The organism is Coprococcus eutactus, assembly GCF_025149915.1.
Classification (GTDB): Bacteria; Bacillota; Clostridia; order Lachnospirales; family Lachnospiraceae; genus Coprococcus; species Coprococcus eutactus.
Genome location: NZ_CP102278.1, coordinates 2,654,844 through 2,669,063 on the forward strand (window position 1 = coordinate 2,654,844; position 14,220 = coordinate 2,669,063).

The 14,220-nt window shown below is 38.8% G+C and carries 15 protein-coding genes and 1 pseudogene; 2 read left to right on the forward strand and 14 right to left on the reverse strand.

The annotated features are described in order from the left end of the window. Positions 1 to 134 precede the first annotated feature (134 nt). The gene (locus NQ536_RS11790) at positions 135 to 800 is read right to left on the reverse strand and encodes a hypothetical protein (protein ID WP_004850461.1); all 666 of its coding nucleotides are present in this window, start codon (positions 798 to 800) and stop codon (positions 135 to 137) included. A gap of 384 nt (positions 801 to 1,184) precedes the next feature. On the opposite strand from NQ536_RS11790, the gene NQ536_RS11795 reads away from it, so the two are divergent. Continuing rightward, complete coding sequence (locus NQ536_RS11795; protein WP_004850459.1) at positions 1,185 to 1,445, forward strand: helix-turn-helix domain-containing protein; 261 nt, start codon at positions 1,185 to 1,187, stop codon at positions 1,443 to 1,445. Next, a complete protein-coding gene (locus NQ536_RS11800) occupies positions 1,446 to 2,159 on the forward strand; it encodes a DNA-methyltransferase (protein ID WP_004850457.1) in 714 nt (237 codons plus the stop codon). It begins immediately after the preceding gene. Positions 2,160 to 2,230: 71 nt separating this feature from the next. Here NQ536_RS11800 and NQ536_RS11805 read toward each other — a convergent pair whose 3' ends face one another. The 13 genes and pseudogenes from NQ536_RS11805 to NQ536_RS11860 form a co-directional block, all read right to left on the reverse strand. Then, positions 2,231 to 3,148: an adenine-specific methyltransferase EcoRI family protein gene (locus NQ536_RS11805; RefSeq protein ID WP_004850455.1), complete on the reverse strand. Its 918-nt coding sequence runs from the start codon at positions 3,146 to 3,148 to the stop codon at positions 2,231 to 2,233. Between the two features lie 9 nt (positions 3,149 to 3,157). After that, positions 3,158 to 3,988, reverse strand: coding sequence for an EcoRI family type II restriction endonuclease (locus NQ536_RS11810; RefSeq protein ID WP_004850453.1), 831 nt, complete (start codon positions 3,986 to 3,988; stop codon positions 3,158 to 3,160). Continuing rightward, the gene (locus NQ536_RS11815; protein WP_004850451.1) at positions 3,969 to 4,934 is read right to left on the reverse strand and encodes a DNA-methyltransferase; all 966 of its coding nucleotides are present in this window, start codon (positions 4,932 to 4,934) and stop codon (positions 3,969 to 3,971) included. Before NQ536_RS11815 ends, NQ536_RS11810 begins: the two co-directional genes overlap by 20 nt. Before the next feature lie 31 nt (positions 4,935 to 4,965). After that, positions 4,966 to 5,151, reverse strand: a complete 186-nt coding sequence (locus tag NQ536_RS11820) for a hypothetical protein (protein ID WP_015541237.1) — start codon at positions 5,149 to 5,151, stop codon at positions 4,966 to 4,968. A gap of 124 nt (positions 5,152 to 5,275) precedes the next feature. Beyond that, on the reverse strand, positions 5,276 to 5,953 hold the full coding sequence (locus NQ536_RS11825) for a hypothetical protein (protein ID WP_004850446.1): 678 nt from the start codon (positions 5,951 to 5,953) through the stop codon (positions 5,276 to 5,278). A 633-nt stretch (positions 5,954 to 6,586) separates the two neighbouring features. Next, complete coding sequence (locus NQ536_RS11830) at positions 6,587 to 7,408, reverse strand: hypothetical protein (RefSeq protein ID WP_004850442.1); 822 nt, start codon at positions 7,406 to 7,408, stop codon at positions 6,587 to 6,589. A 130-nt stretch (positions 7,409 to 7,538) separates the two neighbouring features. Further along, positions 7,539 to 7,787 carry a tyrosine-type recombinase/integrase gene (locus NQ536_RS11835; RefSeq protein WP_004850440.1) on the reverse strand — a complete coding sequence of 83 codons (249 nt, stop codon included), beginning with the start codon at positions 7,785 to 7,787 and terminating at the stop codon, positions 7,539 to 7,541. Positions 7,788 to 8,088: 301 nt separating this feature from the next. Further along, positions 8,089 to 8,145 (reverse strand): hypothetical protein, encoded by a 57-nt coding sequence (locus tag NQ536_RS14055; RefSeq protein WP_233419683.1) that lies wholly within the window; start codon positions 8,143 to 8,145, stop codon positions 8,089 to 8,091. Between the two features lie 165 nt (positions 8,146 to 8,310). After that, on the reverse strand, positions 8,311 to 9,099 hold the full coding sequence (locus NQ536_RS11840) for an endo alpha-1,4 polygalactosaminidase (RefSeq protein ID WP_044997912.1): 789 nt from the start codon (positions 9,097 to 9,099) through the stop codon (positions 8,311 to 8,313). A gap of 196 nt (positions 9,100 to 9,295) precedes the next feature. Beyond that, a pseudogene (locus tag NQ536_RS11845) lies at positions 9,296 to 9,481 on the reverse strand (hypothetical protein); the annotation flags it as partial. Between the two features lie 140 nt (positions 9,482 to 9,621). After that, positions 9,622 to 10,959: an aspartate kinase gene (locus NQ536_RS11850; RefSeq protein WP_044997861.1), complete on the reverse strand. Its 1,338-nt coding sequence runs from the start codon at positions 10,957 to 10,959 to the stop codon at positions 9,622 to 9,624. Positions 10,960 to 11,277: 318 nt separating this feature from the next. Continuing rightward, entirely contained in the window at positions 11,278 to 13,125 is a 1,848-nt protein-coding gene (locus NQ536_RS11855; protein WP_004850430.1) for a DUF2201 family putative metallopeptidase, read from the reverse strand. 26 nt (positions 13,126 to 13,151) lie between these two features. Then, entirely contained in the window at positions 13,152 to 14,213 is a 1,062-nt protein-coding gene (locus tag NQ536_RS11860) for an AAA family ATPase (RefSeq protein WP_004850428.1), read from the reverse strand. Positions 14,214 to 14,220: the final 7 nt, after the last annotated feature.

A 14,220-nucleotide genomic window follows, 5' to 3' on the forward strand; every position in this document is an offset into this window, starting at 1 on the left:
TGGCAAGTAATATAGGTTATTTTCTATATAGGTTCTATAAGAATAACCTAAATTATCTGCCACAAGCTGCCCCAACTGTTTTTTCATAGAAAAAGGGCATCGGTCCGCACCGACACCCTAGTGTGATTTTATCTTTATACTCCATAGCGAAATGCTGAATTTCCCGCAAGATTTCTAAGCAGAATCTTTCTTGCTGTCTTATATTCTTTCCCGATAAATCCAAGTCTGAGCAGGAAACATCGGAAAGCATATTTGTCATTGTCTGTTTCGGTCGGCTTTGATGATACCCTTTTTGCATCTTTTGCCATATCACACAGTCTTGAGATAAATTGCGTATAGGCTGCGATCTCATCGACATCCGTTGTGTATGGAAACCATGTGAAATTTATTTTTTCCTTTGTAATGCCAATTTCTGTGCTGTCCGTCCGAAATGCACGTTGAAAAAGTATCTGCTTATTTGCTATGATCTTCTGTAAATTTTCCAATGCCGTATCCGTAAGGATTTCTTTCGGAACAGCTATTGTAAGCTTGTCCTGCTGCATTGGCACTTCTTCAGTAAATTCCGTATCATCTTGAAAACCACACTCTCGTAATTGCCGAATTAAGTGTTCTACCATTTCTACCGCTACTCCCTCCGGGATGTGCAGCACTCCCTCTTTGTCCAGTCGGTATCCTGCAATATCGTAAGCACAGCTTGGTACTCGCTCATAATGTGGTACTGTTCCAAGTATTTTTCCAATCTCCTGTGCCAGCTTCGGTCTCTGCTTCGATTCTAATGTAAATCTGATTTCATTCTTCATAATATGTACCCGCCTTTCTTTTTCGGTAGTACATATATCACTCTGATGGCACAGAATAGCAAGACGTTTTTAATTATATTTCTACAAAAAAATACGCATAAAAACTGTGCTTTTTCTATCGTTTTACACATGGTTTTTATGCGTATTTTGGTATTATCCGGCAAAACAAAATCGACTAAAGAAGCGGTATTCTATGGGAATTTTCATATAATATGGATTCTATGGGTATCCCCCTGTTTAATTCTGCGAAAATTCGCACGAAGGGGGCCATCGGTCTTCAGGCAGAAAGGTTGTAGAGATTTGGATACCCCTGTCTCATTTTCATGTTTTTATTGATTTTTTCACAGAAATGTGATACCTTTATTTTATTCTGGAGGTAGGAACATGAGCGTAAGCTATAAAAAATTGCAACACATACTAATTGAGCGTGAAATATCGCATTCTCAGCTAATGAGAGCCGCTAATATTTCTGCTAATATAATTTCAAAAATAAAAAACGGACAATACATTGCCCTTGATAAAGTTGAAAGCATTTGTACTGCCTTAGATTGCACTCCAAATGATATTCTTGTATTCCTTCCCGATTCAGAAGTCAAAGATGATACACATTCAAAGAAAGCAGAAAAATTTTCACAGGAGGGATAATTGTTTAGTACTAATTCAAGCGCATATAAACTTTTTAACGAAAACAACCTTGATTTTATGAAAAGATTGCCAGACTCATCTATTGACCTAATTTTGACAGATCCCCCATACAATCTATCCCAATTTTCTAGAGGAAATATTCATTTAAATAACGGTAAAACAATCAATAACAAAATCGCCGAATGGGATAGCATTCCTTTAAATCCAAACGACTATATAGAACCGTTTACCAGAATAATAAAACCCACGGGGAATATATTCATATTCACTAGTTATTCATTACTTGGCAAATGGTATGATGCATTTAACCCGTTATTCTCAACATTCCAGATATTCGTTTGGCATAAGACAACTCCCACACAAAGTGTATACCACAACAGTTTTTTGAACAGTTGTGAACTAGTTGTGTGTCTCTGGAATAAAGGTCACACTTGGAATTTTTCTTCTCAAGACCAAATGCACAACTTCTTCGAGTGCCCATCATGTATGTTTCCCGAAAAAATCATCTCTCCGAAACATCCAACGCAAAAGCCACTTGAACTTATTGAGCATCTTCTGTTAATTTCCTCTAACCCAAATGACATCATCTTTGATCCATTCATGGGAGTTGGCACTACAGGCGAAGCTGCATTAAAGAATAACCGGCGTTTTATTGGAATCGATATAGATGAAAAATATGTAAAAGCATCTCTTAAAAGGCTGTCTATATACTAACATTTCTTATGACCAGCAAAAATACAAAAGTGACATGAACACTATCCCAAATAGTCTCATGTCACGTATTACTATGCTGTCTTTCGTTTAATAAGAATACGAAAATATGGTGCTTTACCATTTATTTTCAAATCTTTGTCATCATCACCTTTCCTAAATTTGATAATCTCAAACTGCTCAGGATCATATTTATTTAAGAAAGTAATCGGCACCCCCATTGCACCCATATAATCCATCGGAATATCTTGCGTTTTATTCACATTTATTCCCCGATAATTATCATAAAAAGGATATGATTCCTCATTTCCCTCATATTGCTTAACCAATTCAATGGGCTGATGTCTCTTCTCATTATCCAAAGAAGTTAACCACATACAATTATTCGGTGAAATTATTCTGTTTCCATTTTCATCAACCTTTGTTTCTGTTCCATATAATTCATAGCTTTCTGGAACAATAAACCCTGATATACCTCTTCCAAAGCAAACTCCTAACCATGCCTTATTGGATTGAATTAATGGAAAAACCTCTTTATAAGTAATCGCATTTATATTGCTTATAACCAAAAAATCTTTATCATATTTATCTAATTGACTGATATACTCACGGAACAAAGAAAACGGAGGATTGGTTACCACTATGTCACTCTGCTTTAATACCTGTATACACTCATTGCTCCGAAAATCTCCATTTTCTTTTAATTGTGTAATAGTTATTTCTTTTCCATCATAATTGTAGAACCTTGCATCTTCTCCAAAATATGTTGCATTCAATCCTTTTAATCCCAATTCTTCAAAATGCTCATAAAAAAATTTCCAAAAATTTGAATACTCCGGATCGTCACAATTACAATAAACCACCTTATCTCTAAAGTGTTTTGTATAATAAACCACTTCTTTTTCAATATCTATTAGTTGCGTATAAAATTCATCTTTCTTATTAATCTTCGCCTTATCTAACAGTGAATGATCGACTTCTCTTTTTTTCATTATATTTTCCTACTTCTTTATAAGCTGGTTAAACAAGTCTTTACCAAGCATTTTTAGTGATGTTCTTGCAACATCCATCATAACTTCTATCATATCCTTTGCATCCCAATGACCGCCTTCGCCTTTGGTATATATTGAAGCTGCTTGAAGCATTATTGTTGCTCCATTACATTTAACAAATCTGTTTTCACACAAATTTGTGTTGATTGGCATACCATAGTTTGCTGCAGTTAATCTATCTAAACGATTTAACATTCCATCATTGTATACTAATGTTACTTTTCTTCCATCTGGTCTTGTAACAATAACATTTTGAGTCAAAAAATTTGACCCTTCAAGAAATAGAATATATGGAAAGTAATTTTCAGACAGCATAAAATTTGCAATTTCGTTTACATTTTTATAAGCTCTTTCTATAGCATTGCCCGCTGCCATGAGATCTTGATTATTATTTTTTCCAACAAGCTTCCCCGCCTTAATATTCTCAATATCTTTCCCTTGATGCTTAGCTTCAGATACAACTACAACACGCCAATTTCCATCATCATCTTGGACTTCAATAATTCCACCATCTGGTTTTATACTCGCACTTTCCACAAAAAGTGTTTGACCTAAATACTTATCTACTCTTTTTAATGCTTCATTAATCTCTTTTTTTGATAAATCCTTTCTATATCTAAAAGTCAGCATCGGGAACTCATACTCTAGCTGTTTTTTTACAAATAAAGACGTATTTCCAACCTCTGCATCATGTATTTGAGCATCTTTATGAAATATTGTAACAGGTCCCTGACCTTCTTTTTGCTGCATTGTTAATCTGTTAGATTGTCCCTTTTTCATTTGCAGTATCTCCTTTTGTATTATATTCAAAAAAATCTTGTATATTTTCAACTTTTCTATATTGTGTATTCTGTCCCAGTTCTTCCATTAACGAAATATGCTTTGCAAAATATTCAAGAGATTTATTATCACTGTCACACATCAAACAGTTTCTTCCTTCATTTATGCAAACTCTTCCCACAGTTCCACTACCTGCAAAGAAATCTAACACGGTAGCTCCCGGATATGATAGTGCTTTTATAAATCGTTCTATAATAGCTACCGGCTTTTGAGTTGGATGACCTACACGTTCTTTGCTATTTCCATTTAATCTTCCAATTTCCCACACATTGGTTGGGTTCTTTCCTTTTCTTGTTGTCTCAGGATTTAATCTTTTATCTCTTAATGCAACTTTTAAATCTTCTTCTGAATATGGTACTCTGACTGAATCCAAGTCAAAGTAATAATCATTTGATTTTACCAGCCATATAGCTTCTTCATGCCTATTTGCAAAAAAACGATGTGCTGACATACCATTTTTATAATGCCATATGATTGTATTTACTAATTTAAATTTTGTATTTTTACGAATATACTGAATTATATCTAACAAATCTCCTGATTTTGCATCTCTAAACTGTATACCGCCAAAAATAACCATACTTCCATTATCGGATAAAACTCTATATGCCTCATAAATCCATTTTGATGCCCATTCGATATAATTTTCGTAAATATCCCACCCTGCCAATTCCAGATTATACGGGGGATCAATGCAAATCAATTGAATCGATTTATCAGGTAATTGTTTCAAAAAAACTCCACAATCAGATATACTATGTAAAAGCTTTATTTCTGCAGGCATCTCAAAATCAGAACTTATTTTATTTTTTAGGCTTTCCTCTTTACGCATTTTATTCAAAGACATTAAAGCGTGATTATTATGGGATTTATTATGAATCGCCATGAGAATCCCCTCCCTATCCTAGTAACACGTTTTATATATCACCCTGTTTTTTCCTCCCTCTCCGGAGTTCTTGCGGCTTCTGAGTATTACTTGGAATTAGCCAAAGAATACCTTTTTGAATTGCACCTTCGACTCTCCCTTCACCGCACAGTATTCTAACTCTGCGACTTGAAATATTCCATTTTTGAGCTATTTCATTTGATGTTAAATACTCCATATTTTTTCCTCCAAGCACTGTAATATTATATTCCAAATTCGGAATAAATTCAACCAAAGATAACTTCAATCAAATTTCTGGTTATGAACTTAAATATTAACTAGCAATCAAGAAGTCACATCTATCAAATTTTTTTCTTTTTTATTTTATTCTCTTTATCTGTAATAAAATAATTTATCCACAGGTAATCAAGCAAAATACCTGTAATAAAAATCTTTATACCACCATTCTCATTGATTAAAAGCAATATAAAACTGACAGATGTTCCCAAAACTGTATACAGTTGAAGTCTTTGTTTTATGTATGATATTTCTATTTTTTTTGGATTTATATATAAATGAAATGCAAAATAGAAAAAACTAAAAGCAAAAAATATTATGCAAAACAATATCTCTATATTAGGAAAATATACTTCTCGTTCCAATATAATTTCAATAACACAGACAATAAAAAAAATGATATATTCTACATTAATAGAAATAATTATTCCATATATGTACGATAAATGCGTCATATTTTGTAATAACTGTCTTGGGTTATCATATTTACCTCTCGATATGAAATGAACAAATTTGGTACCTGAATCCAAATACATAAAAAACCACAATAGCCCAAATATTACCATAGAAAGCAATCCCACTTTCACTGCAATCGTCTCATTAAATTTCATCATTATCGCTCCGATTATAAAGGGTGTCATGAGAGCAATCGCAGCACGCTTAAATCCCCATTTTGTTTCTGTCATCCAATAGTCCATCATCTTTCTGTAATTTCTTACAATCGCACAAATTAATTTTTCCATTTTCACTCCTCGTATATTTGTACATATTCACAAAAGCCAAATAGATCAGCGGTAATTACTTTATTGTAAAATATTTAAAAAAGCTGAGCACAAGTCTCAGCTTGGTCCCCAATGTCAAAAAACACTGGGCAACTCTGTTGCATTTAGTATATCCAACCCTCAATAAACATGCAATAGTTTTTATTTTTTTCGCATTTTCATCGTTACAAGTTCTACTACATTGCCTGTAAGTAGTCCCTTACTACTAAGGAATCCGCCCAACACCTTTGCCTTTATCCCACTTCCAGCCATGAGCCTTAGTAGTCTAAACCGTAGTAATTCCAAGACTTTCCGCCATATTATGCCGTACTCTGCCCCAGTCTGCAAGGGTATGCATTATCATAAAACTGGAGTGCCGTGGCAGATAAATAAAACCCTAATCATAAATTTCTCCTGTTCTGAAATGCCCTGTATTGCCCTATTTTGCAAGGGTTTATCGACTTTTCCGAGCATCGTATTTTTATTCTCTAAAACTACACTTTTTGCAAAATAATGCAAAACGGAACAAATCAATGCCTTGTGTAGTAGTCAAATCGTAGTCAGTTAAGGGGGTCAGACTACGGATGGAGGTGTGCATTATTTATAATTTTAATGTTAATCCTCGTTGTCTAATTTCAACTGATTTTCGTAACCATATAATATCTCCCTTATATCTACTCTACTCCAACAAAAATGGCCTCCCTTACTACTATTATTTAAAGGATAATGAATTCCGTCACACTTCCCAAGCAAAGTTAAATCCTTTGGACGATTTCTCCTCGAGCTCTCATAAATATGCATTTGGTATCTATTACCTGTTTTTCCTATATGAAAGCATACTCTTTTCGATGTACGAAGAGCATCTATACTTTCGGGTTTATCTTTAGTTAAGAAAAAGTATACATCTGCTACTTCATCAGCCACTCCATTTACATTCCAATCCCTCAAATATATTTTGTTCACATAAAACAAAGCATACCAACCAAGATATTTTTCATAACTCTCTATTTTCTCTTTAATTTGAAAAAAATATACATCTCCCTCTTCCCATCCCAAGACATATGGTTTATGAACAGGAATTTTTTTATATTCCGGCATCGTCTCTTCTAACTGCACTTTCAACTTGTCCAATACCTTACTTCTCTCATACCTAATTCTTTCTGTTTGCCAACGTTGCGATACTCTATCTTCTTCTATCAACTGAAGTGCTATTGTTTTAATTTTCTCTGTCAATCTTCCCTTTTTCCACAACGTATCTGCCAGACCAAAATAAAAATCATATTTGCAGTCGATATCCTCCATGTCCTCCTGATATTCTGATGATATTTCCTTCAGAGCAACTTCATCACTTTTCCCCGACTTAAGTTTTGCAATATAATCTTCTTTCACATCTGCACTTATGTCATTTTGATAAATGCCTACTCCCCATGTTCCCATCAAATCTCTCCTTAACAAAATATTTTTTGTTTTCAATTTACATTATATCGGCCAAGGCATATTTTTACCAGTCAAAAAGGCACCCAAGCTATATGCCTGAGTGCCACCAGTTTCCACCAATATTCTATTATCAAATCACCTTGAACATATTCTGTTTCAAAGGCTTATCATCCTTGTCCGAAATCCCCATCTCTTTTCTTGCATTTTCCAACCCCTGCATCTTCTGAAGTTCTTTCTCCGCATCCTCAAGTCCAACATGGGTGTAAACATTAAGTGTCACGGCAATATCCGAATGCCCCATGAGGTACTGCAATGTCTTAGGATTCATGCCAGATTTCGCCATGTGACGGACGGCTCGCAATGCTATCAACTTTTTCATTCAAATAAGCACCTCCAAAGCTTTATGTTTCTTTTTCAAACTTGCTGGCGGCGAACAGCATTTTATGCTGTTTGCGGACGGCAAGTCCACAGGGGATAGCCGCTTTAGCGGCGCAAGGGGGTGTAGCCACCTTGGCGGAACGAAGTGACGAAACATTCACGGTCGGGCAGTTTTCTTCTGCCGACCGGGAGTGAAGCTCCGCAGGACGCACATACTCCCGATAGTAGAGTATAGAAGTGCGCCCTTTCGTTACTAAAGGGCTTTCGACAAACTGGCATCAGACAAAGGCGCGTTTTAAGCACTATTGACTTACTACTGTTTTGCCGTCTTTATCAAGTAACGGCGTAAATCCTGACACTGTTCCCTTTCTGTGTAAAACATGGTTTGTGCCTGTTTGTTTTAAATAATCTTTCAATCCTTTCCATAAAATGTCATTGACTGTCTCTGTCAGATTCTTCTATGCTAGTATTTATAGGTCGAACTTTTTTAATTTGCTCATCTTTTTCGTATTTCTCAACACTCATTATTTAAGTTCAAGGGAATTAGAAATATAAAAATGGAAATCTTGCTCCTTGCAGTATTCTTTTATTTTTCGAATCAGTTTTTGATTAGTTGTATATTCCAACAGATATACTTCCAGCCCATCCGCCTTGCACGTTTCCAAATATTTGCAGAAATAATCTCTCGTCTCGCTCGTTTGTTCACCAAAAGTTCCGCTATCAAAATCAATACTGCTCCATACTGATTCCTGATTTACACCTGTCATAATCTGATCAATCGCCCCATAGCGTTCCCTATATTCCGCCACATAAGTATCTCCACCGTTGATGATGACCGCTTTTCCAAACGTCATTATGTTTTTTAGAATCGCTGTAATACCTTCAAAAATACTCTCGTGCGGATTGTAATAATATACATCACAATTATCTATAAAGAATCCGTCAACACCTTTTTCATATAGTTTCTGAGAAAGCTGTCCTATAAACTTCTGCCAGTCTGGGTTTGCTACATCTACCCATTCTTCTTCCTCCCAGTGCTCATACTCACCGATTGCCAGTTCCGCATAGGTTGTATAGTACTCCCTGAAGTTTTCAATCGACCCAATATTTAGATATGTATATACGACTGTTCCATTTTGATGGAGCAATTCAATATCCCTTTTTGTAAAATACTGTGCATCAATTACAATCGTTTCATACGTTTTAAATCGTTCCAAAGATGAGGCGTCCGCATTTAAAAACACCCCATAATCGTTTTTCTCAAATTTCTTTGCTTGATTGGCTTTCACAAAAAAACATACACCAATAAACATTAGAACAAATAATACAGCCAAGGCTACTAGTTGTTTGGTCCTCTTCCCGCACAATGCCTCCCACACCCTTTCGGTAATTCTCGTTTTTTCCTCATGACTATCACATTTTACACATTGATAGTTATGTTTTCCCAGATTTGTTGCTCAATTTGCATTCAAATTATACAATAAAACTTGTGAACAGTTCTACCGTCATTTTGGAATATCCTAATTCTTCATCCAGTTCTTCATCCAAAGCACCTTCCAAAATGACAGACATCATGTCACACATGATGCTGTTAACATCGGTGCCATCTTTGATGCTGATATCATTATTTTTCAGATAGTCACGCATCATTTCTCTCATTGCTGCTTTTTGTGGGCCGTTTTTTCTTATTGCAATAAAAATAACCTCCAAACTGAGTAATTTTATCTTACATCAGTTTGGAGGTTTTCCGCCATATTCTGCCCTGTGTTGCCCCATTCTGCAAAGGTATGCATTATCAATGCGTGCCCACCCCTACGATGCTTAGCAATCTGTTATTACTTGTTAGTTATAAATGTGTTATATATTGCCTTTATGGCTGTCTCAAAATCACTGTTCTTTACTCCGATTATGATATTCAGCTCTGATGAACCCTGGTCTATCATCTTTATGTTGATGCCTTCCTTTGCAAGTGCGCTGAACAACTTGCCTGCTGTACCACTTGCTGACTTCATTCCACGGCCTACTACAGCTATAAGTGCAAGTCCTGACTCAATCTCAACTGAATCCGGCTCTGCAAGTCTATGGATGGCAGATATAACTCTCTGCTCCTTGTGTACGAATTCATCAGCATGAACTACGATAGTCATCGTGTCAATACCTGATGGCATATGCTCAAATGAGATATCATTCTCCTCAAATGCCTGAAGCACCTTCCTTCCAAATCCTATCTCTGAATTCATCATAGCCTTTGTAATAAAGATTGTACAGAAATCCTTCTTACCTGCAATACCTGTTACAACATAATCCTGCTTCTGGCAAGTACTCTCAACTATCCAGGTTCCTGCGTCCTCAGGCGCATTTGTGTTGCGGATATTGATCGGGATACCACAGTGGCGTACAGGGAATATCGCATCCTCATGGAGAACTGATGCACCCATGTATGAAAGCTCACGAAGCTCTCTGTAAGTAATATATTTGATCGGCTTTGGATCTGGAACAATACGTGGGTCAGCTACAAGGAAGCCTGAGACATCTGTCCAGTTCTCATATACATCGGCTCTGCTTGCCTGTGCGACTATCGAGCCCGTTACATCTGAACCGCCTCTGGAAAATGTCTTTACCTTGCCATCCTTGCCAAGTCCATAGAATCCTGGAACAACCGCATGCTGTGTCTTGGCAAGCCTCTCACCAAGTACCTTCTCCGTCTTATAGCTATTGAGATTGCCCTCTGCATTGAAAAAGATAACCTCTGCAGCATCTATAAACTCAAAGCCAAGATATGCAGCCATAATCTTACCATTGAGGAACTCTCCTCTTGATGCCACATAGTCCAGTGTGCACATTGGGTCCGGATTGGTAAGATCCTCCAACTGCTTTGTAATCTCCTCAAAATCCTTATCAAGTGAAAAATCCTTAATCTCAAGGCCTTTGATGATCTCATCATATCTGGCCTTGATCGCCTTCACTTCCTCTGTGAAATCATTCCCTGCCTTCGCTGTTTCATACACATGAAGGAGCATATCTGTTACCTTTGTATCATCTGAAAATCTCTTTCCAGGTGCAGAAGGAACAACGTATACACGGCTCTCATCTGATTTGATGATTGCTCCAACCTTTTTAAACTGCTCTGCACTTGCCAATGAACTTCCGCCAAATTTTACTACCTTTTTCATAATTCCGCTATTTTCCTTTGCCATATTCTTATTTGAATGTCGTTCTTCTTAAGATTCGCTGGCGAATCTTGCCGCAAGCTGCCAGTCAGCTCTGCTGACATATATCATATCAGCGGCTCAGCAATCCTCACGGAGTGTATATCTCTGTCGAAAATAGAGTCCAGACTGAGATATAAAACATAAAAATACACATGCATTTTATACGTCTTTTTGCAATATAGCAAGAGAATTTTAGTTTTTGCTATTAAAAAAGGCAATATATACCTGATTTGTTCCTGCCGGCACCATTCTGTGCAATATTATCTTTTCCCAGCCAAGCTACTTCTCCTTATCCCGATTCTCCATATAAAACACCTTTCCTTTAGCCCTGAATGGAAGTCTATTGCCATTCGGAATAAGATATGCGTGCTCACGTCTGACCTTGAGATCATCCTCTATGTATCCGTCCGTGATGATGAGTATAGGTCCAGACAGTGGGAAATCTTTTGCCCGCTCCAGTGTATCCACACCCGGCTGAAGAACTGTGCCGCCACGGCCGGTAACTTCTACGCGGCCAGCGATGTCCTCCGGAGCCATATAGCCGACGTCCGCAGCCTCCGCATCACAGAAAATTATCCGCACAAATGGCACGTCCTTTGAGACTGCATAGCTTGCAACTGCGCCAAGTGCCAGTCCGATCTGTGACGTGCTCATGGAACCCGAGGTGTCAATGACTACGCCAAATGTTCTGCTCTCCAGTTCTTTCTCCCACAGAGCGTAGCTTGGTCTCGGAATATCAGGTGTAGAGCCCTGCCGTCTACTTGGTCTGGCATAGGTCCTGTGCTTTTCAAGTGGTGGAAACTGCTCGTCAAACCACCTGCCAAGTTGAACCTCCCACGGAATAGGCGGCATGGAAAGAGCCCTCACCTCCTCCACCAGCCCTGCTGGAAGATAACCGCGCTTATGTATGATATGATAGTCAAGGCCCTCTCTGAGTGAATTCTTGAAGAATTCTTCCAATGTGACCCCCTTACCCATTCCTTCAAAGTGTGGGCCATTCTGTCCAAATATATCTCCCTGGCCATATCCCCTGAAGGTTGCATGCTTCTTGAACTTTCTCATTTCATTCACGATCAGGTCATATATCGTCTCCGCCGACATGTTATGCAGGGATTCATCATACAAAAGCCCCTCATCCGGCATATCGCCGATGTGCATCTCATGAAGCCAGTCATTTATCACATAGTCACAGGCCACATTCCAGAGATAGTGATCGCGTCCCTGACACCTCTCATGATGGCAAAGTCCCGCATGAAGGTATTCGTGCGCCAGGACAAATTTCCACTCTTCAAGAGTAAAACCACATGATGGGTTTGCATATATCTCACCATGAGCTGCATCCACTGCGGCTATATGTATCTCGTATTTGTGGCATATATCAACATCCTCAATGATCTTAAAGGACGATGCCAGTCCACCAAGGAGGGGGTAATGTGCCAGAAACCAGCCTGCCGCCTTGGTTACCACCGTGTCCTTCTTCTTTTCGATGTCATGTCCACCCACATCACACACAGCTTTTTTGATGGAGTGGGTGATCGCCCGGGAAAATGTCTCGGCATATTCATTTCTCTCGCCCTTCTTGTAGCAGATCGGCGAATCCAGACCGATCATATCCCTGGCCTTCTCCGAATTAAGACCGTATGTCTGTTTCTGTACATCCCCATACTTCTCAACAAGATACTCGTATATCCTGAGCTCATCATTAAGCTTTATATCGTACTCTTCTTCCGGATCCGGAATGATAGGCTTTCCAAAGCCAACATCCGCAAGGAACCTTGTGACATATATATCACATGCCTTATTCCATGCAAATGTGTTCACGTCCCCTGTCGGCATCCTATCCTTATCGAAATGTCCCAGTGCCAGATGCAGCAGATTGTGAGCCATCACATACGCCCATTCATCCGGGCGGAGCCTGGCTTTCGGATTCACATATATATCCCCTGTCTTTGTCACGCATGCATAGCTGTCCTTCTCTCCCAGATGCGAAGACCTTTCAATGATCGTTCCATCAAGCAAAGAGAAAAGAGGATGCTCATTTAAAATGTCATATCCCGCATAGATTGCCTTCACTTCGTCAGGAACACCCTTTTGCCAGGAATAAAATTTCTTTCTAAAATATGTCATTAATATACGTACCTCTCGTAAACCACCTACTTGCTGCTGACAAGACGCGGAAGATCCCTTATGATCTCCAGTGTGAACCAGTCTGGAAGAGCTGTGTCATCGTCCGACGCAACCACCATCTGCGCTATCTCAAAGTTGATATTTGACAGCTCCTTGATCATCCCCTTCGCTCTGTACACAAATGACAGCATATTCCCGGATATATCCTGTTTGCTTTTTGGCAGTTCTGTGAGAAGCTTTGCCCTGAATGACTGTGCCAGAAAATAAAGAATATCTCTGTCCTCTGGTCTGGATGGCCACTTGGCAGTATCCGCTATAATATCATCCAACATGTGGTTATTCTTAATGCTCTTCGTATAGGCAAGAAACATTCCGGCATGGGATGGACTCAAGCAAGCATACGCAAGCATTTTGAGGACATTGCTGTCCACATCCCGCATTCCCGCGCCATATTCTGTGAGCGCATCACTGAGCATATGCCATGATCTCGGTGTGGAAAATGGCTCCTCTGTCTTGGGTGGTTCCGAGAACAGATGATCCGGTCTCTGGATAATGTAATCAATGACCCACGGATGTATTCCGCTGCTCTGGGCCCATTTGATCCACTGCCTTGCATCGGCTTTCATCTGCACATGAAACATTCTGTTGATAAGAGCCGATGACATGGTTTTGACAATGGCAGAATCCTGTGCCCTGTTGCCAGCTCCCACGACGATACTTCCCTCTGGGAGATGGTACTCGCCAATTCGTCTCTCATGTATAAGCGAGTAGAAGGCTTTCTGTACCTCCTGTGAACATGCATTAAGCTCATCAAGGAACAACACATAGGGTTCTGTTCTTGCTATCATCTTAGGTGGCAGGAACTCCGATGTCTCCCCATTGATCCTCGGAATTCCAATAATATCCTCTGGGGCCAGCTGACTTCCGAGGAGCGAGACACATGGCAAGCCCACTTCTTTTGCGAACTGCTCAACCAAAGCAGATTTTCCTATGCCCGGCGCTCCCCATATAAACACAGGCCTTATCGGCGCTACATTTATCAATATCTCCAGCAGATCTTCCTGTGTCACTGTGATTGGCAGATTCATATATATC